This window comes from Rhodocytophaga aerolata, from assembly GCF_030503435.1.
Classification (GTDB): domain Bacteria; phylum Bacteroidota; class Bacteroidia; order Cytophagales; family 172606-1; genus Rhodocytophaga; species Rhodocytophaga aerolata.
In genome coordinates this window covers 564,905-583,396 of record NZ_JAUKPO010000002.1, presented here as the reverse complement: position 1 = coordinate 583,396, position 18,492 = coordinate 564,905, and the positions used below count along the sequence as shown (strand labels likewise).

Sequence of the window (18,492 nt, the reverse complement as noted above, 5' to 3'; positions counted from 1 at the left end):
ACTGGTACAGCATGCCTCGGCGCTGTATAAACATATTATTCTACTTTAATAAGTTTTAATTTTACTGCCTCTTTTCCGTTGGATAAACGTTATTGCTCATATCAGCATCTGGTATTTGCTGATTGCCTAGTTGAACCTGTTTTACCGTTTTATCAGGAGCAAGTATAATTACATATTCCCTGGCTCCGTCTTTCCAGATGCTGGCTGTTTCCTGTATGGTACTTTCGGTGTTATCGGAATAGGTAATTTTTAAGTAAATGGGTACCGGAATTTCTCCTATTCTTTCGATTACCAGATTGCCTTTCTGTGTGGCTGAAGCATTTGGTTTTATTCCCAGGTCCGGATAGCCTTGCTGAAAGAACCAGGGATTCCAGAACCAACCCAAGTCTTCATTGGCTACTTCGTTAAAAGTATAAAAAAAGTCATAAGGCATGGGGTGTTTGCCGTTCCACCGGCGCATATATTCATGAAGTGCTTTTTTAAAAAGCTCCTCACCTAGTAAATTCTTTAACATGGCATAGGCTACACCAGGCCGGAAATAAGAAGCAAACCCATATGAACTGCCTTCCAAAAGTACGGAGGGCACCATCATAGGCATATCCATTTGATTCCCTGCAAATTTGGAATAAACGGCTGCATTATATCCTTGCGGGCTATACGTTCCCTTGGCATCTGCCTTTAATTTAAATTGTATGTCATTTGGCAGGAATTGGGCCCAGCCTTCATCCATCCAGGCATATTTGCGTTCATTAATTCCCATATAAAAGGGGAAGTAGGTATGGGCTATTTCGTGGGCAGTTACTTCGGCTGCTTCTGCTAAACCATAGGAACCGTCGTTCACCATCATCGGAAACTCCATTCCACCAGAACCATTGAACACTGTAATATTCGGATAAGGAAAAGGAATGCCGGGCATTTGTCTGGATAAAAAATCAACGGTTTCTCTGCCATACCGGGCCACTTCATAAAAATCTTTTGAATCCGGATTATACGCCGCACCTACTCCGGTACGCCTGCCAGTTTGGGCATCGACTACTACACTGGTGGCATCCCATAGGTATTTGTTACTGGTAGCAAAGGCAAAATCCGGTACATATTCCGCTTTGAATTTCCAGGTATGTTGCTGTTTGTTCTGGGTAATCTTCCCTTTTCTAAGATCTTCCTGTTTGATAATGTGTATAATTTCGTCGGAGGTTTGGGAGGTTTTGTAACGGCTGGCATATTCTTTTTCCAGAACCTCATCCGGATTTTGGAGTACTCCGGTAGCCCAAACAATAAAGTTGTTAGGGACCGTAATATCTACCGTGTAATTATTAAAATCATTATAAAACTCCTGTGTGCCAGTATAGTTAATTTTATCCCATCCATTTATATCATCATATACGGCAATTTGTGGATACCAGTAGGCGACAAAAAAAGATGATTCTCCATAAAGTCCTTCCCGGATATGGGTTTTCTTTGGAATGGTATAACTCCAGCTTATTTTAATGGTAGATTTACTTGACGGAAAAATAGCAGACGAAAGGTTAACAAACATATTGGTACCAGACCTGCGCACCATTGGCCTTCTTGAATCCAGGTCTAGTGATTTACCATCCAGTATTACTTCTTGTATCGTCACACCTTCGGTGATATCTTCCGGAGCTATAATTTCATTGCGGTTATTTCCTTTTTTAAAAATATCCGGATACAGGCGGATCACCAGTTGCTTTAATGTATCAGGGCTATTATTTGAATAAACCACGGTTTCTTCCCCTTTTACCATCCGGGTTGAAGGGTCTAAAGCTACTTTAATGGCATAATCAGAAGAGTTTTGCCAGTAATTGGCTCCCGGAGCACCATTGCGGGCTCTGGTACCTTTTTCGTAGGCTTGCTTTATATCTAATGGAAGGTAGAGGTTATTATTTTGCGCAAATAGAAAATTACTTATTAGAAAGAGGAAATAAGAAATGAAGCATAGACACTTGTGGGCCATTGGTTTTCAACTGTTAATGAGAGCTATAATATTAAAGTACAATTTTATCTAAAATTTCTTTCAATTGTCCTACTTCTCTAGAACATATTTGTACAGCCCACCGTCGGTTAGGCAGTAATTTCCCTTCCATATAGCCCTCCTGCTTATTGTACTGCATCTGTTAGCTGATTATTTTTTGCAAACCATTTCTTGCTTAGAGAAAGGAGATCTATATACTTTCTAACGTCTCTTAGGTAGAAGATTATCGAAAATAAGGCAGCCAGGCTTGATTTACCTACCTACTAAATAATAAATTAATGCATTGATTTTGAGGTTTATACAGATTAAGTGCTTGTAGATGTATATATAAATTGAAAGTTTTTGGAAGGATTGTATACAGTATTTGCCTAAATCGCAGTTGTAGTTCTATGGTAAAAAATAAATATTTGAAAAGTTTCAGCTTCAATAGAGCTATAAATACTGTTAATTCTATAAAAAGACTGCATCCCTTGAATTGGATATGTCTCCCTACTTATCATGTTCCATACTATAGCAAAACACTTCCTTTAGTTTATGGAGTTTTCCTAGCTCCCTGTACATCTCTTGACACTAGGTAGAGATGCATGGCCTTAACTAACCACTCTATTAAACCTTACTAAAACCTATGAAAAGCATGCTGGAAATGCATACACCTACCTCTGTGCTTTCAAAAAACCATTATACAAGCCAGTTAATAGGTATACAATATCTAAGAGGGATAGCCGCCGCCCTAGTTGTATTAAATCATGTAACAGCAATGGCCCGGTTGCCCAAGTATCTTAACATGGATATTCTTTCGGGATGGTTCGTTGCAGGTGCTGTTGGCGTTGAATTATTTTTTGTTATCAGCGGATTTATTATATGCTATGTCTCTTTAGACAAAAAGAATTTAACTCCTAGAATTAGCTCATCCGATTTTTTTCTGCGGCGTTTTGTCCGTATCGTTCCCTTTATGTGGATCTGCATTATTGGGTATGCGGTTATGAAGCTGGTAATCCGGGGATCATTTCCTATAGATTCTTTCGTTAATGCCATGGTTCTTTTTCCGGTTGGTTCATTACAGCCAAATGTGATCTGGACATTGCGTCATGAGTTTTTATTCTACTCAGTATTTTGCCTGTTTGCCATATACCATCATAAGCAGTGGAAAGGGCTATGGCTTTGGTTTTTGTCTCCCTTTTTATGGTATACCGTAAATATAGATGGCCTTATGGAACCCTCTTTCCTGAAAACTTTATGCCGTTTTTTATTCAGCAGGGTTAATTTACTATTTGGTATAGGCTTGGTCGTGGCTATTTTGGTAATGAAAGGCCATTATAAATTTACATTAAAAACTCCGCATAGTTTTGCTATCAGTTTACTTTCAGTAGTGCCTTTGTTTTTTGTAGCCCAGTTTACAGGTATTGGAGAGTCCTTAAAATTTCCGCAGGTTATATCCAGTGGTATTGTTTCCGCAGGGGTAGTGCTTATAGGCATATCGTTACAGGCTTCAAAGCCCTTAACTAAAATACAACAACTTGGGTTGCTACTTGGAGATGCCTCGTACTCGATATACCTTACCCATACAGCCATTATATCGGCTATGTTTATCCTGTGGTCTAAGATACAGGCTTCGCCCAACCCGATACTCGTATTACTTATTGGATTTGTTATATCCTGCTCTGGGGGCATCGCCATTCATTTTTTGGTGGAAAAACCGCTTATTAAATTTGTTCAATCCAGGGTAGAGGTATTGCAGACCAAAAAACGGAAATTGGCCTAAACATTTGTTGGCACACAGTTGAATTATCTGCCCTCATGGATAATGAGAATCAAAAAGAAAGCATAATTTTAAAATGTTTCGGGGGTAGTTGAACCTAAAAAACTTATTTTAAAATCTCTTAGCTATTTTTTCAAATCCTTTCATAATTTATATTCAATGTAAAGCTGCTATTAAAATAACATATTGCAGAGTTAGGTCAACTAATATCAGGTAGATACTATTTTACTCATTAGAAAAACTTCACTAGTATTACTGAAAAATATACGCAGCCATGAATGCTATACTCAGTAGTGTATGCTTATAGATAGGAAGACTTTACGAAGGTCAGTAAATACTACCAGACGTAATTGTTAGTTAATGCCTTTCAGAAAATGATTTAATAGCCTGTATTGTATGCTTTCTTTTCAACAACTACTAATCTCTACAAAAGGGCAGGTGCTTCAGCAGCGGGAAAGTTTACCGGTAAGTTATCTGCTCACCGACAGCCGTAAAGTAGTTAGCCCGCTTTATTCACTATTTTTTGCTATTAAAGGCGAAAGGCACGACGGACATCAATTTATCCGGGAGCTTTATAGCATGGGAGTAAGGCAGTTTGTAGTAGAGCATACACAAGGCTTACACCTCTCCGCTTTTCCGGAAGCAACTATTCTACAGGTTGAAAACAGTGTAAGGGCATTACAACAAGTGGCGGCTCTTCACCGGGAACAATTTACTATACCTGTTATGGGCATTACTGGCAGCAATGGCAAAACAATTGTTAAAGAATGGCTAGCTACCCTTTTAGGAAAACAATACAATATAGTCCGGAGCCCTAAAAGTTACAATTCGCAGATTGGTGTACCGCTATCTGTATGGCAAATCAATACGACACATACGCTGGGCATCTTTGAAGCAGGTATCTCCAGACCAGCTGAGATGGCCTATTTGGAGAAAGTAATCAAACCTACTATCGGATTGTTTACCAATATTGGTACTGCTCATGACGAAGGATTTGAAAGTTCTATTCATAAAGTCCGGGAAAAGCTGCAATTGTTCACCCAGTGTCAGACGATAATCTATTGCCGGGACCACCAGCTCATTCATGAACAAATGGCTTTATTTAAACGGCCAGAGCAGCAAACCTTTACTTGGTCCAAAATAGAAGCAGCGGCAGAGGTATTTTTGCATGAAATAGGACAGGAGCATGGGCAATCGGTGTTAGCTATCCGGTATACAAATCGTGATTGGCAATTACAGGTGCCTTTTGTAGATGATGCTTCTCTAGAGAATGTGATGCATTGTATTACAGCTATGCTTTACTTCGGACTGGAAGTTACTGAAATCCAGTCACGTTTGCGTATGCTGCAGCCAGTATCTATGCGTCTGGAAATGAAAGAAGGGATTAATGGCTGTTATTTAATTGATGATACCTATAACAATGATTTAGCCGGCCTTACCATGGGCCTGGATTTTTTGAATCTTCAGAAGCAACGGGATACAAAAACACTGATTGTGTCGGATGTACTGGAAACGGGGCTTCCAGAAAAGGAGCTCTATCAGCATATTGGCCGATTGTTAGAGACAAAAGGGGTAAATCGTTTATTGGGTATCGGTGAAGTAATTTCCCGCAACAAGGAGTTTTTTGCGCCGGGAAGTGAATTTTATCCAACGACAGCTTCTTTTCTGAAACAGCCTTTGTTGAATAAATTCAGTAATGAGCTAATTCTGATTAAAGGTGCCCGCAGTTTCGCCTTTGAGCAGATTGTACATAAACTGCTGCAGAAAACACATGGCACTATTCTGGAAATCAATCTGGAAGCCATTTCCCACAACCTGAATTATTATAAAAGCAAACTGCATAGCCAGACCAAAATAATGGTGATGGTAAAAGCTTTTGCTTATGGCAGTGGAAGTGCAGAAATTGCCAGTATGTTACAGTTCCACCGGGTAGATTACCTGGCCGTGGCCTATGCTGATGAAGGCGTATTGCTGCGGGAGAATGGGATTCATCTGCCGATAATGGTGATGAATCCGTCGCCACAAACTTTTGATAAACTGCTCAATTACCGACTGGAACCTGAATTATACAGCTTTGCTATTTTAAACAGTTTTATTCAGTATTTGCAAGATACAGGTCAGCAGTCGCCGGTTCATATTAAGCTGGATACAGGTATGCATCGCTTGGGCTTTGAAGAACAAGATTTGCCTCAGTTAATTCAACAGCTGAAAATACATCCTGAACTTACTATAGCTACTATTTTTAGCCATCTGGCAGCCGCTGATGAAGAGGAGTATAATTACTTTTCTACACAACAAATGGAGCGGTTCAGAAAGATGGCTGCCATGATAGAAGGAGCATTACTATATTCGCCCATTAAACATATTCTAAACTCAGCCGGTATTGTCCGCTTTCCTGCCTACCAGCTGGATATGGTTCGCTTGGGCATTGGTTTGTATGGCGTAGAAGCTACTAATCAGGAGCAAGCCCAGCTGGAAACCGTTGGTACCTTAAAAACTACTATTTCCCAGATAAAAAAGGTGAAGGCTGGCGATACTATTGGGTACAGCCGCAAAGGCAAAGTTACCAGAGATTCCCGTATTGCTACCATTGCTATTGGCTATGCCGACGGCTTCGACCGGCGATTGAGTAATGGAGTTGGCAAAGTTTGGATTAATGGCAAGTTAGCCCCTTTAATAGGCAATGTTTGTATGGATATGTCGATGGTGGATATAACAGATCTGGAGGCTGAAGAAGGCGATGAAGTTATTATTTTTGGTAAGCAATATCCTATTAGTGAAATGGCCCGGCAGATAGGAACTATCCCCTATGAAATTCTCACCGGCGTAAGCGAACGGGTAAAACGGGTATTTTATACCTCGTAATACAGAGACATCACCTAACAGATTTTAGAAACCTGTTAGGTGCCAATTTCCTTCTATAAAATAAAAACATATTTTTTTGCAACAGAACTGCTTTGCACGTAAATTGCGTTGTTTATAATGAATCTAAATAAGCTAATACAATGGCCCATCCGCAAAAGAGCATAGCAGATATGAGTATAGGTGAAAAAGGGGTAATTTGTTGTTTTCAGGATGAAGATATGTCATTAAAACTGCTGGAAATGGGGTGTTTGCCTGGTACGGAAGTAAAAATGAGTAACAAAACACCTTTTGGCGGGCCTGTTTGTATTAAAGTTTCTGGCTATGCGCTTTCGTTGCGCAAGGATGAAGCAGCCACTATTATGATTAGATAAGGCATATTGCCTGGCAACTTTTGTTGAGTTTTACCCAATCTTTCTGAATTGATTTTTGCTTCTTGAAAACATATGCCAAAATTGCACTTGTAGGGAATCCTAACTCCGGAAAATCTTCTTTATTTAACCAGCTTACTGGCTTAAATCAAAAAGTAGGTAATTTTCCAGGCGTTACGGTGGATAAGAAAACAGGGATATGTCCTATTACCCCCACTACTTCTGTACAAATTATAGATCTTCCTGGTACGTATAGTTTATATCCCAAATCTCTGGACGAACGGGTGGTTATGGATATTATGGCCAATCCAAAGGATAAATCGTATCCGGATATGGTAGTGGTAGTAGTAGATGCGGCCAGTTTAAAAAGAAACCTACTGCTATTTACTGAGATTCGAGACTTGGGCTTACCAGTGATACTGGCGCTGAATATGCTGGATGTAGCGAAAGATTCAGGTATTAATATAGATAAAAGCCTACTCCAAAAGAAGTTACAGGTTCCGGTAGTAGCCATTAATGCCCGGACCGGAGAAGGGATAGCGGATTTAAAAAATACGATTGCTCAACACATTCCTGCCACAAAAGAGGTAACAAATGGCAAAGTGCATAGCTTTATTGATGCCAGCATATTTGCCCCGGAAGTAGTAGGCCAGATTAAGGATGTATTTGGTGTACACAATGATTATTTAGCTATTCAATATGCCCACCAGGCAGAAAGCCTGCCATTTTTAAGTCTGAGTGAAAAAGAGCAGATAGAACAGCTCCGCCAGAAATATAACTTCAAACATTCCCTGCTACAGGCCAAAGAAACCATAGCCCGCTACGAACGCATAGACGAACTTATTGGGCAGGCCATACGAGAAGAACAAAAAGAAGAGAAAGAAGACCTAAGCACCAAGATAGACAAAGTACTCCTGCACCCATTTTGGGGATATGTGGTGTTTTTTACGGTTCTTCTCTTAATGTTTCAGGCCATTTTTGCCTGGGCCAGTTATCCGCAAGATCTGATAGATGGCGGTATAGCCGCACTGAATGAATACCTGCAATCTGTTTTACCTGAAAGTATGCTGGTAAGTTTGCTGACAGACGGCCTTATTGCCGGTATTGGGGGTATCCTTATTTTTGTTCCGCAGATTGCCATTCTGTTTGCCTTTATAGCCATCCTGGAAGAGTCAGGGTATATGGCCCGTGTGGTGGTTCTAATGGATAAGTGGATGCGTAAGTTTGGCTTAAATGGCAAAAGTGTCGTTCCGCTTATGTCAGGTATGGCGTGTGCAGTACCAGCTATTATGGCTACCCGTAACATTGATAACTGGAAAGACCGGCTTATTACTATTATGGTAACTCCCCTGATGAGCTGCTCGGCCCGTATTCCTATCTATACTATTCTTATCGCACTCGTCGTACCAGATACTACCGTTGCAGGATTTCTGAATTTGCAGGGTATTGCCTTAATGGCCATGTATTTATTGGGTTTCCTCGCCGCTATTTTTTCAGCTTTGCTCATGAAAGTGATTCTGAAAGCGAAAGGCAGAAGCTTCTTAATTATGGAAGTGCCAGTATATAAAATGCCGCGTTGGGGAAATGTAGGTATAACTATTATTGAAAAAGTAAAAGCTTTCGTACTAGAAGCTGGGAAAATTATTATAGCTATTTCTATTGTGCTCTGGGTAATGGCTTCGTATGGACCGTCAGATAAAATGGAGAGGGCAGAGGCAGAAATAAAAACCGAAAAACCGTATTTAACCGAAGAAGCGCTAGCTAATGAAGTTGCCTCCCGTAAGCTGGAATATTCCTATGCCGGGCATTTTGGTAAGTGGATGGAACCTGTTATTAAGCCCCTGGGCTACGATTGGAAAATAGGTATTGCCTTACTTACTTCATTTGCAGCAAGAGAAGTATTTGTAGGTACATTGTCTACGATCTATAGTGTAGGCAGTGATACTGAAGATACAGAAACCATTAAAGAGCGGATGCTGAAAGAAACCCATGCCGATACAGGATTACCTGTATACACGCCTGCTTTGGCTTTTTCGCTGCTGATTTTTTATGCCTTTGCCATGCAATGTATGAGCACCTTGGCTATTGTGCACCGCGAAACCAAAGGCTGGAAGTGGCCTATGATTCAGCTATTCTATATGACTGCCTTGGCCTATGTCTCTGCTTTTGTAGTATACAATTTGCTCAAGTAAAGCTTAGACTAAAAAGCCTGTGAGTTTATTTACATCTCACAGGCTTCGGTTAAAAATATAGTAGCGCAAGACTACTTCAGATTCATTTCATTCACGATGGATTTTACTTTCTCATCCAGCTGCACCATTACCTTATCAAAATCTTCTTTATTGGTTAGCGGCGCATTTACGCTGAAGTAGAATTTAATCTTGGGTTCAGTACCGGACGGACGGGCAGAAATTTTGCTGCCATCAGCTGTAATAAACTGTAACACGTTGGATTTTTCAAACTCCATAGGGGAAGTTTTGCCAGTCTGAATATCAGTCTTTACCCTGTTATCATAATCCAGTAAAGCTACCAGGGGAGAGCCGTTGATAGTTTTAGGTGGGTTGTTCCGCAAATCCGTCATCATCTGCTTAATTTCCTGGGCGCCGGTCATGCCTTTTTTGGTTAGCGAAACCAGGGTTTCATAGTAGCAGCCGTATTGCTGATACATTTCCATTAGCATGTCAAACAAACTCACTCCTTTATCTTTGGCATAAGCTACCAGTTCAGCAATCATGGCGCAGGAGACAATAGCATCTTTATCCCGCACAAAATCACCCACTAAGTATCCATAGCTTTCTTCCCCTCCGGCAATAAATTGCTTTTTACCTTCCAACTCCCGGATAATGCCGGCAATGTATTTAAAGCCAGTTAATGTATTAAAACATTCTACACCGAATGATTCGGCCATTTTATCAATCAGGTCAGTAGTTACAATAGTTTTTACTACATATTCCTTCCCAGTGATCTTACCGGCTTCTTTCCAGGCACGCAGCATATAGTAAATTAGTAAGCTGCCAGTCTGGTTGCCATTCATAAGCTGGAACTTGCCATGATGGTTTTTTACGGCAATACCTACCCGGTCGGAGTCAGGGTCAGTGGCCATTACCAGGTCAGCATCGAGTTCTTCAGCTTTTTTCACGGCCAGGCTCATGGCTTCTTTTTCCTCTGGATTTGGGTATACCACGGTTGGGAAATTACCATCGGGTGTTGCTTGCTCCTGTACAACCGTAACATTAGTAAAGCCCATTTTCTCCAGTACGTTGGGTACCAGGGTAATGCCAGTTCCGTGAATAGGGGTAAAAACAATTTTCAGGTCTTTCTGCCGCTTGATGGCCTCTTTAGAGATAGACAGCGATAAAATCTTATCTATATACACCTTATCTATTTCTTCGCCTATCAGTTCTATGTTTGATTCTACCCGGTTGAATTTTACCTCATCTACCGACTGAATTTTCTCTACTTCTTTAATTACATTTTTATCGTGTGGAGAGATCATCTGGGCGCCATCATTCCAGTAGGCTTTGTAACCGTTGTATTCTTTCGGGTTATGAGAAGCTGTAATAACTACCCCACTATGGCAACCTAGGTGACGTACAGCAAAAGAAAGCTCTGGTGTTGGGCGAAGCTCTTTGAAGAAATATACTTTAAACCCATTGGCAGAAAATACATCGGCTGTAATGCGGGCAAAATAATCGCTTTTATTGCGGCTGTCGTGGGCAATGGCTACTTTGATCTGCTCGCCAGGAAAACTTTGTTTCAGGTAATTTGCCAACCCCTGAGTAGCCATGCCTACGGTGTATTTGTTCATCCGGTTAGACCCTACGCCAATAGTGCCGCGTAAACCGCCAGTACCAAATTCTAAGGCTTTATAAAAGGCATCGGATAGTTCGGTTTCATTGCCGGCATCCAGCAACTGCTGAATTTCTTTTTTAGTATCGTCGTCGTAATTACCTGTGAGCCAGGTATCAATTTTGGATCGGATTGCTGTTTCCATGAAAGCTGTATAGTTTATAAGGCCACAAAATGCTGTTTAGCTTGTGGCAATAAAATTAGAATATGTTTTCTAAAATAAAATGATTTTGCAGAGAATATCCAGTATAATGTATAGCAAAGATATTATCAGCTTTGCACGGGAAATAGCAATCCGGGTTGTGATCAGCTACCAGAATACTCCTTACAAACCTGATAGATTGATGATTTGCCTATAAACTCTGCCGTTGAGATTTTGGAAGAGAAGCCACCACCAGGTCATAGGAATGATCAATCCATTCTTGCAATAATTGTCTGTTTACGGAACCATCGGCTATAATGGTGTTCCAGTGTTTTTTATTCATGTGGTAACCCGGTTTTACGGAATCGTATTGTTCACGCAGGGTTACGGCTTTGTCAGGGTCACATTTTACATTAAAGCTGAGGGGTTTGCTTTCTATATCGGTAAGGGCAAAAATTTTGCCTCCTACTTTAAAACATAACGTATACTCACCAAAAGGCATTTCTTCAGTAACGCCTTTTTTCTGTAAACAGCAGTCTCTGAATTCTTCTATATTCAAGGGTATGATTGTTTGTAGTTAAAATCTATATTCCCGTTCACGTCCGCCTGTTACTTGCACAGATCTGGTACTTCCTCCAATGGACAATATATAATTCCCTGCATTCAGATCCCTTATATAGAAAGGAGTACTGGACCTTACCGTTACCTCTCCCTCTCTTAAAGGAGAAACCACCATTCTGGTAGCTAAAGAGCCTTCCGTATACAGTTCATAATATAATGTCCAGGTGGCATCCAAAACATTAATATATATTTTGAGGTCTCCTGTCTGCGGACCTACGTCTTCTTTGCTACATGACAGCAGTATTAACAAAGAGGAAACAAGGAGTAAACTTCGGTAAGTTTTTCTCATGTTGGTTTCTACTAACTAAAAGTTGAACATAAAAAAACCTATCAGGCAAAAGGCTCAATAGGTTCTGTAAATTTAATGCGAAAACAAGTATAATCAAGCAAAAAGCTTTTTTATAATGATAAAAACGATACCTAGTAAAAACATGACGATGGAAATCTTATTGATTCCGTGCATCATCCGCAGATTAAAATTAGTCGGACGGCTAGGATCTTTTTTTCGAAAGAAGTAGCCGAACACCTCGCCCACACGGAAATACTCTTTTACTTTGCTCATGAATGTAGTTGGTTTTGGTTGATTAACAACTGATATACTGCCTATTAAGTAACAATAGGATGGTGGTAAAAGTTATGTAAACTGAAAATAAATCAGCCTCTGGCTATTGTTCCAATGCTTCAGGTTCCAGCCAGTTGCCATCTTCGCGGATAAGCTCTATCAACTCATCTACTGCTTTTTCGGCAGGTACTGCTTTTTTTATTACATTTTGGCCACGGTACAACGCAATTTTTCCTTTGCCAACGCCTACGTAGCCATAATCTGCATCGGCCATTTCGCCAGGGCCATTCACAATACACCCCATAATGCCGATTTTTACGCCTTTCAAATGGTCGGTTCGCTTACGGATCATGGCGGTAGTTTCCTGTAGGTCGAACAAGGTACGGCCGCAGGAAGGGCAGGAAATGTATTCGGTCTTCGACATCCGGGTGCGAGCCGCCTGTAGAATGCCAAAAGCCGTCTGATTATATCTGGTTAGCAATTTTACTAATTCCTGCTTATCGGCTAAGGCTAGCAGGGCAGTGCCAAGCATTACGCCATCTCCCAGGCCATCAATTAATAAGCCTCCTACATCCGTAGCTGCATACAGTTGAAGCATATCGTTCGTTAAAAGCGGAAACTGACGCATAATAATCACTGGCGACTGGATTTCTTCTTCAATCAGTGTAAAGAACAAGCGGCGCAGCTCAGGCATGGCATGTTCATTATAGGTATCTATAAGTAATACCAATGTAGCATCATGCTTTATCTGATTCAGCAATGTATCCGTTAGCTCTCCAATGGTTAGTTTTAGAAAGTTAAGGCTTCCGTGTTTAGCAGATTGCTGCATGTATTGTCCGGGTGTGAACAGCGGAAACGTATGAACTTTATCAGCAATATCCTTCCATAAATTGTAATCAGTGATTTCTTTCAAGCCATTGGGCAGCATGAACGATATTTTGTTGGTGCCAGTATAGATAAAATCGGCTCCCAGGTCATTCATCCGCCATTTATCTGGCAGTGGCAAATAAAAATGCCCAATCCCTTTTAAGTCTTCTATCTGGATGTTTTCTATGGCAGAATAATCGGCAACTACTCTCGGCACATTATGTCCGCCAATATTTAGTACTTCCAGCGTATTTCTCCGGAAGTATTGGAATGGGTTAATAGGGGAGGCTTCTACCGGAGCTATGGGTTTTTGTAAGGAAGCCCGGTTGGTATAACGGTCTATTAAAGCTTTGGCTACCGGGGCCTCTAGTTCTGGTTCTTCTGTAAGGGAAACACGCACGGTATCGCCCAGGCCATCTTCCAGCAAGGTGCCGATACCCACAGCCGATTTTATCCGGCCATCTTCTGCTTCGCCGGCTTCGGTTACACCTAAGTGCAAAGGATACGGTTTGAAACCTTCTTTATCCAGTTTCTGCACGAGTAAGCGGTACGCTTGTACCATTACCTGTGTATTGCTGGCTTTCATGGAAAGCACTATGTTATAATACTTCAGATCTTCGCAAATCCGCAAAAATTCCAGAGCCGATTCTACCATTCCGAGTGGCGTATCGCCATAGCGGCTCAGAATACGGTCGGACAATGAGCCGTGATTGGTGCCAATGCGCATGGCGGTGCCGTATTCTTTGCAGATTTTTACCAGGGGAATAAACCGCTCGCGGATTCTTTCTAATTCGGCCTGGTAGCCTGCTTCGGTATAATCTATTACTTCAAACCGTTTTTTATCTGCATAGTTTCCCGGATTAATCCGTACTTTTTCTACCAGTCTGGCAGCCAATTCAGCGGCATTAGGCGTAAAATGTATATCGGCTATCAGTGGAGTTTTATAACCTCTCTTCCGGAGTTCTTTGCGGATGTTTTCCAGATTCTGCGCTTCTTTCACACTGGGAGCCGTAATACGCACATATTCGCAACCTGCCTCAATCATCCGGATGCTTTGCTCAACAGAGCCCATGGTATCCATGGTGTCGATAGTGGTCATGGATTGTACCCGGATTGGATAATTGCTTCCCAGAGGAATATCGCCTATGTGTACATCTATAGTCTGCCGGCGGGAGTATTGCGTAAGAGAGTTGCAATACCTGGTGTTTAGTTGCGAAATATCAGAAGTAGTAAGTGTCATTGTAAGAGATAATACTTGCTAAGTTAACCTAAATCCAGATAAAAATGTTCTTACAGATCTCCCAATTGCGGACGGATAATGATTTCTTCTATCACGGATTGCTTCGACATAGCATACGCCCCATATACTGCCTGGGCTACGTCTTCTGGTTTTATAAACCGTTCGGCTGGTAAATCTACACCTTCCCAGCTGGCGGTAAGGGTGGCTCCGGGAAGTATAGCGGTAACCCGGATGCCGTGCGGTTTCATTTCTTCGCGAAGAACTTTCGTCATGCCGTAGAGAGCAAATTTGGCTACTGAATAAGAGCCACCATTGGAGTAAGCCATAATACTGGCAATAGAACACATATTTACGATATAGCCATCTTTATTCTCTATCATGTTGTCAATCAACTGCCGGGTTAGGTAATAAGCACTGTATACATGAATATTTATCATGCTCTCCAGGGTGCCTTCCGGTTCGTTGTGAATCTGGCCTGGAATGAAGTAACCAGCATTATTTACTAATACATCTATCTTTCTGTTTAATCTTTTTACAAAAGCGGAAAATTTCTCTACCTCCGGCTTGTTAGATAAATCTGCTTTCTGTGTAAAAATAGTTACCTGGAAGGAAGCCTCTACTTCCTTTTTCAATTGTTCCAGATCTTTTTCATTGCGGGCACAGGTGGCAATATCAAATCCATTTTGTGCAAATAATTCAATAATAGACCGCCCAATTCCTTTCGTGCCGCCGGTTATGACTAATAGTTTATTCATAGGTGAAAATAAGAGTATGTACTGTCTGATTCAACATATAGAACGGATATTGAGCTTGATCTACTTATAGCTGGTAAGAAATATCTTGTAGATTTGCAGTGAACAACTATCCCTTACAACTTATACGTTACCTTTGCGTAAGTAATTTTTCCGAAAGATACTTATTCAATACGCAAAATCTCTTTTGATTTGGATATTTCACCCGATACCTGCATTTTTATCCTGATAAACCTGTTACTTGTGTAGCAGGCTCTTTGTAGATCCATCATTCTATGTTAACACTCATTGGCCATTTAGGCAGATACCTTGAATTTATAGGCAGTTTATTCAGAAACCGGGAAAAGTTTAATGTGTACATAGCCCGTATTGTAGACGAATGTATACTGATCGGGATAGATTCCATCTTTATTGTAGTAATAGTTTCGTCGTTTATTGGAGCGGTAACAGCTGTGCAGACGGCTTATAACCTGGTAAGCCCTCTGATTCCTACCTATGTTATTGGCTTGATTGTGCGGGATATGACTGTGCTGGAACTGGCGCCAACCATTACTTGTGTAGTGCTTTCCGGAAAAGTAGGCTCTAATATTGCGGGTGGCCTTGGCACCATGCGGATTACAGAGCAGATTGATGCACTGGAAGTGATGGGAATTAATGCAGCTTCTTACCTGGTATTGCCCAAAATTGTGGCCTCTATTATTGTATTTCCAATGCTGGTTATTCTGGCAGGTTTCCTGAGTATCTTTGGAGGGTATTTGTCAGGCACCCTTACCGGAGTTATTACGCCTAATGAATATATTTATGGTATCCGGGCAGATTTTAACCAGTACAATGTAACATTTGCCCTGATCAAATCCGTGGTGTTTGCCTTTTTGATTTCGACTATATCTTCTTTTCAAGGATTTTATACCAGAGGAGGAGCCTTGGAAGTAGGTAAGTCCAGTACCAATGCTGTAACCAACAGTTGTATTGCAGTATTGTTATTCGACTTTATTCTGGCCCAATTACTTCTATAAGTTGAGGCTACAAGTATTTAAAGAATTGAACAAATACACTGAATTTTCTGTCTTCTATACAATAGAAGCTACCTAGATAAAAGCAGATATAACTTCTTTAATCTTCGCATTTTCTCATATACCTACATGATTGAGATAAAAAACATTAAAAAGACTTTCAACGGGAAAGAGGTACTGGCAGGCATTAGTGGACGTTTTGAAGACAGCAACACCAGTTTAATTATTGGCGGAAGCGGTACTGGTAAAAGTGTGTTGCTCAAATGCATTGTAGGCTTAATAAAACCAGATAGTGGGGGCGTATATTACGACGGCCGCGATTTTATTAATGGAGACCGGACAATACGGACGCAAATCAGGCGGGAAATTGGCATGTTATTCCAGGGGAGTGCCTTGTTCGACTCTAAAACCGTAGAAGAAAATGTAATGTTTCCCCTGGATATGCTGACTGATATGCCTAAAAACGAAAAGCTGGACCGGGTGAATTTCTGTTTGAAACGGGTGGGCCTGGAGAATGTGAACAAACGCATGCCTTCCGAAATCAGTGGCGGTATGATGAAGCGGGTAGGCATAGCCCGGGCTATTGTCATGAATCCAAAATACTTGTTTGTGGACGAACCTAACTCTGGCCTGGACCCCCTTACGGCAGTTACCATAGATGAACTGATTGCCGAAATTACCGATGAATATAAAATTACCACCATTGTAGTAACCCATGATATGAATTCGGTAATGGGTATTGGTGAGTATGTGATGTTTTTGTACAAAGGCCGCAAGTTATGGGAGGGAGACAGCCAGAATATTGTAGAAACAAATGTGCCTGAGTTAAAGGAGTTTTTGTTTGCCAATAAGTTTATCAAGCATATGAAAGAGAATGAAGCCAATGGGTAATGTATAAATTTTTTTTCCTCTTCAGCAGCTATTTTATATGGATTCTCCCGGCCATTTCCCAGGTTGTGAATGATGATATAGATAAACGGCTCACCTTACAGCTCAACTCCTCCCGTCAATCTAACACAACAAATTGCACCGTTCAGTGGACATGTGTAAACACTAAAGCTGTGCAAGGGTGCATCAAATTTCATAACGACCAGTGGTTTGAATTTACCACACAAGCAGCCGGACAGTATTACTTAAGTATTACCGGGCAGCAGTGCCGTGATGTAAGAGGCGTGCAGGTGATGGTGGTAGATGGAATACCCTGCTACCCTGATGCATACCAACATCTCATTTGCCATTCAACCGGAGCCCAGGACGATATTGCCCTTATTCTGAATAATCTGCAAGCCAGCCATACGTATCTGATTAATGTAGATGGCTACTTAAATGACTTCTGCCAGTTTACTATTGCTGTAAGTACGCAGCCACCAGCCTTTACTCTTTTTCCCACACTCGTAGAAGTGCCAGTTACCAGTCAGATTTCCGATAGTCTGGTACACCTGCAATGGACATTGCCAGATTCATTGCAAGAAGATTTTACAGCTTTCTCCATTATACGAAGACAAGCAGCAGAAAAAAAATCACAGGAGATTACCAGGTTTGCAGCTGAGACGAACGCCTATGGTACCCGGCAAACGAGTTACACCTATACAGATACGGTGGCCGTTAAAGGAATGTATACGTATAAAATTATTGGCATCAACTCCCAGCAACAAAGCTATTTAGTAAAAGAACTGGATCTGTATTACGATGGCCGAAGGCGTATCCCGAGCAACTTTGAAAACTTGCTTATGCTAGAAATACCTGTACGCCGGAAGTTGAATCTGCGTGTTTTGGTATTTGATGCCCAAACAAATGAATTGCTAAAAGAAGGCTATATGATGACGTCGGTTAAAAAGAAAAATCAGCTTACGGTTGATGTAAGCAAGTTTATAGCCGCAGGTATCCGCAGGTACAGAATTCAGGTGCAAGAAGTAGATAATCCAAAGGGGTATGCAAAATCTTTCTTACTAATCAAGTAATTGTATAAATAAGAATTAATCCTATTAACACTGCCATATTCTTTTACGTTGACAGCTCGTAGCACTACTTCAGCCAACGTATTCAATGAAACAAATCTCCCTGTCATTATTTCTTTTCAGTTTGTTAACCATCTCTTCCTGCCGGAGGAACCTGGATGATGGCCAGTTAGTATACGAGGGAAAATGGGAATCTGCTGAGCACACACTTATTATCTACAGCCATGGCAAAGGGGCCTGTATTCAAAAGAAGCTGCGTTTGCGGTGTAATGGCTATGTTACTATTACTGATCATAAGATGGTGTTTACCAGTAGCTCTCTGGATTCGCATGTTTTCCGTGTAAAATTCACCATTCAGCAGAAACCTGCTGTAGATGCAAACGGTATTACATATATGCTGCTGGATGGGGAGCGGTTTGAACAATAATAAGTTTTAGTCAGTAAGCCAATTCAGTAAAACAGGAGGCCAGAACTTATATTTTCCGGCCTCCTGTTTAGTTAAC

General features: G+C 41.1%; 15 protein-coding genes. 8 read left to right on the top strand and 7 right to left on the bottom strand.

Annotated elements, in window-relative coordinates; all coding sequences use genetic code 11:
• Window positions 1–61 precede the first annotated feature (61 nt).
• The gene (locus Q0590_RS06835) at window positions 62–1,975 is read right to left on the bottom strand and encodes a M1 family metallopeptidase (protein WP_302036755.1); all 1,914 of its coding nucleotides are present in this window, start codon (window positions 1,973–1,975) and stop codon (window positions 62–64) included.
• Between the two features lie 643 nt (window positions 1,976–2,618).
• Here Q0590_RS06835 and Q0590_RS06830 point away from each other — a divergent pair.
• The 4 genes from Q0590_RS06830 (at window position 2,619) to feoB (ending at window position 9,177) form a co-directional block, all read left to right on the top strand.
• Entirely contained in the window at window positions 2,619–3,755 is a 1,137-nt protein-coding gene (locus Q0590_RS06830; protein ID WP_302036754.1) for an acyltransferase family protein, read from the top strand.
• Between the two features lie 393 nt (window positions 3,756–4,148).
• Window positions 4,149–6,617, top strand: a complete 2,469-nt coding sequence (locus Q0590_RS06825; RefSeq protein WP_302036753.1) for a bifunctional UDP-N-acetylmuramoyl-tripeptide:D-alanyl-D-alanine ligase/alanine racemase — start codon at window positions 4,149–4,151, stop codon at window positions 6,615–6,617.
• A 140-nt stretch (window positions 6,618–6,757) separates the two neighbouring features.
• Window positions 6,758–6,988, top strand: a complete 231-nt coding sequence (locus Q0590_RS06820) for a FeoA family protein (RefSeq protein ID WP_302036752.1) — start codon at window positions 6,758–6,760, stop codon at window positions 6,986–6,988.
• A 62-nt stretch (window positions 6,989–7,050) separates the two neighbouring features.
• Entirely contained in the window at window positions 7,051–9,177 is a 2,127-nt protein-coding gene (gene feoB / locus Q0590_RS06815) for a ferrous iron transport protein B (protein ID WP_302036751.1), read from the top strand.
• Between the two features lie 71 nt (window positions 9,178–9,248).
• Here the strand turns inward: feoB and Q0590_RS06810 are convergent, their stop codons facing one another.
• The 6 genes from Q0590_RS06810 to Q0590_RS06785 all read right to left on the bottom strand — a co-directional run bounded on the left by Q0590_RS06810 (window position 9,249) and on the right by Q0590_RS06785 (window position 15,021).
• Window positions 9,249–10,979 (bottom strand): phospho-sugar mutase, encoded by a 1,731-nt coding sequence (locus tag Q0590_RS06810; RefSeq protein WP_302036750.1) that lies wholly within the window; start codon window positions 10,977–10,979, stop codon window positions 9,249–9,251.
• A 208-nt stretch (window positions 10,980–11,187) separates the two neighbouring features.
• Window positions 11,188–11,535 (bottom strand): MmcQ/YjbR family DNA-binding protein, encoded by a 348-nt coding sequence (locus Q0590_RS06805; protein ID WP_302036749.1) that lies wholly within the window; start codon window positions 11,533–11,535, stop codon window positions 11,188–11,190.
• An 18-nt stretch (window positions 11,536–11,553) separates the two neighbouring features.
• Complete coding sequence (locus Q0590_RS06800; RefSeq protein WP_302036748.1) at window positions 11,554–11,886, bottom strand: hypothetical protein; 333 nt, start codon at window positions 11,884–11,886, stop codon at window positions 11,554–11,556.
• Window positions 11,887–11,979: 93 nt separating this feature from the next.
• The gene (locus tag Q0590_RS06795; protein ID WP_302036747.1) at window positions 11,980–12,159 is read right to left on the bottom strand and encodes a DUF6728 family protein; all 180 of its coding nucleotides are present in this window, start codon (window positions 12,157–12,159) and stop codon (window positions 11,980–11,982) included.
• A gap of 103 nt (window positions 12,160–12,262) precedes the next feature.
• Window positions 12,263–14,266 carry a (E)-4-hydroxy-3-methylbut-2-enyl-diphosphate synthase gene (gene ispG, locus Q0590_RS06790; protein WP_302036746.1) on the bottom strand — a complete coding sequence of 668 codons (2,004 nt, stop codon included), beginning with the start codon at window positions 14,264–14,266 and terminating at the stop codon, window positions 12,263–12,265.
• 50 nt (window positions 14,267–14,316) lie between these two features.
• Window positions 14,317–15,021, bottom strand: a complete 705-nt coding sequence (locus tag Q0590_RS06785) for an SDR family oxidoreductase (protein WP_302036745.1) — start codon at window positions 15,019–15,021, stop codon at window positions 14,317–14,319.
• Window positions 15,022–15,305: 284 nt separating this feature from the next.
• On the opposite strand from Q0590_RS06785, the gene Q0590_RS06780 reads away from it, so the two are divergent.
• From Q0590_RS06780 to Q0590_RS06765, 4 genes are all read left to right on the top strand, one after another.
• On the top strand, window positions 15,306–16,034 hold the full coding sequence (locus Q0590_RS06780) for an MlaE family ABC transporter permease (RefSeq protein ID WP_302036782.1): 729 nt from the start codon (window positions 15,306–15,308) through the stop codon (window positions 16,032–16,034).
• Between the two features lie 126 nt (window positions 16,035–16,160).
• Window positions 16,161–16,922, top strand: coding sequence for an ABC transporter ATP-binding protein (locus tag Q0590_RS06775; protein WP_302036744.1), 762 nt, complete (start codon window positions 16,161–16,163; stop codon window positions 16,920–16,922).
• Window positions 16,922–17,992: a hypothetical protein gene (locus tag Q0590_RS06770; RefSeq protein ID WP_302036743.1), complete on the top strand. Its 1,071-nt coding sequence runs from the start codon at window positions 16,922–16,924 to the stop codon at window positions 17,990–17,992. Before Q0590_RS06775 ends, Q0590_RS06770 begins: the two co-directional genes overlap by 1 nt.
• 85 nt (window positions 17,993–18,077) lie before the next feature.
• Entirely contained in the window at window positions 18,078–18,416 is a 339-nt protein-coding gene (locus Q0590_RS06765) for a hypothetical protein (protein WP_302036742.1), read from the top strand.
• The last annotated feature ends 76 nt before the right edge of the window (window positions 18,417–18,492 follow it).

Excerpts from the sequence above, each read along its gene's own strand:
- Q0590_RS06835 (WP_302036755.1), bottom strand. The coding sequence starts at position 1,975 with ATGGCCCACAAGTGTCTATGCTTCATTTCTTATTTCCTCTTTCTAATA.
- Q0590_RS06830 (WP_302036754.1), top strand. The coding sequence starts at position 2,619 with ATGAAAAGCATGCTGGAAATGCATACACCTACCTCTGTGCTTTCAAAA.
- Q0590_RS06825 (WP_302036753.1), top strand. The coding sequence starts at position 4,149 with ATGCTTTCTTTTCAACAACTACTAATCTCTACAAAAGGGCAGGTGCTT.
- Q0590_RS06820 (WP_302036752.1), top strand. The coding sequence starts at position 6,758 with ATGGCCCATCCGCAAAAGAGCATAGCAGATATGAGTATAGGTGAAAAA.
- Q0590_RS06810 (WP_302036750.1), bottom strand. The coding sequence starts at position 10,979 with ATGGAAACAGCAATCCGATCCAAAATTGATACCTGGCTCACAGGTAAT.
- Q0590_RS06800 (WP_302036748.1), bottom strand. The coding sequence starts at position 11,886 with ATGAGAAAAACTTACCGAAGTTTACTCCTTGTTTCCTCTTTGTTAATA.
- Q0590_RS06795 (WP_302036747.1), bottom strand. The coding sequence starts at position 12,159 with ATGAGCAAAGTAAAAGAGTATTTCCGTGTGGGCGAGGTGTTCGGCTAC.
- ispG (WP_302036746.1), bottom strand. The coding sequence starts at position 14,266 with ATGACACTTACTACTTCTGATATTTCGCAACTAAACACCAGGTATTGC.
- Q0590_RS06785 (WP_302036745.1), bottom strand. The coding sequence starts at position 15,021 with ATGAATAAACTATTAGTCATAACCGGCGGCACGAAAGGAATTGGGCGG.
- Q0590_RS06775 (WP_302036744.1), top strand. The coding sequence starts at position 16,161 with ATGATTGAGATAAAAAACATTAAAAAGACTTTCAACGGGAAAGAGGTA.
- Q0590_RS06770 (WP_302036743.1), top strand. The coding sequence starts at position 16,922 with ATGTATAAATTTTTTTTCCTCTTCAGCAGCTATTTTATATGGATTCTC.
- Q0590_RS06765 (WP_302036742.1), top strand. The coding sequence starts at position 18,078 with ATGAAACAAATCTCCCTGTCATTATTTCTTTTCAGTTTGTTAACCATC.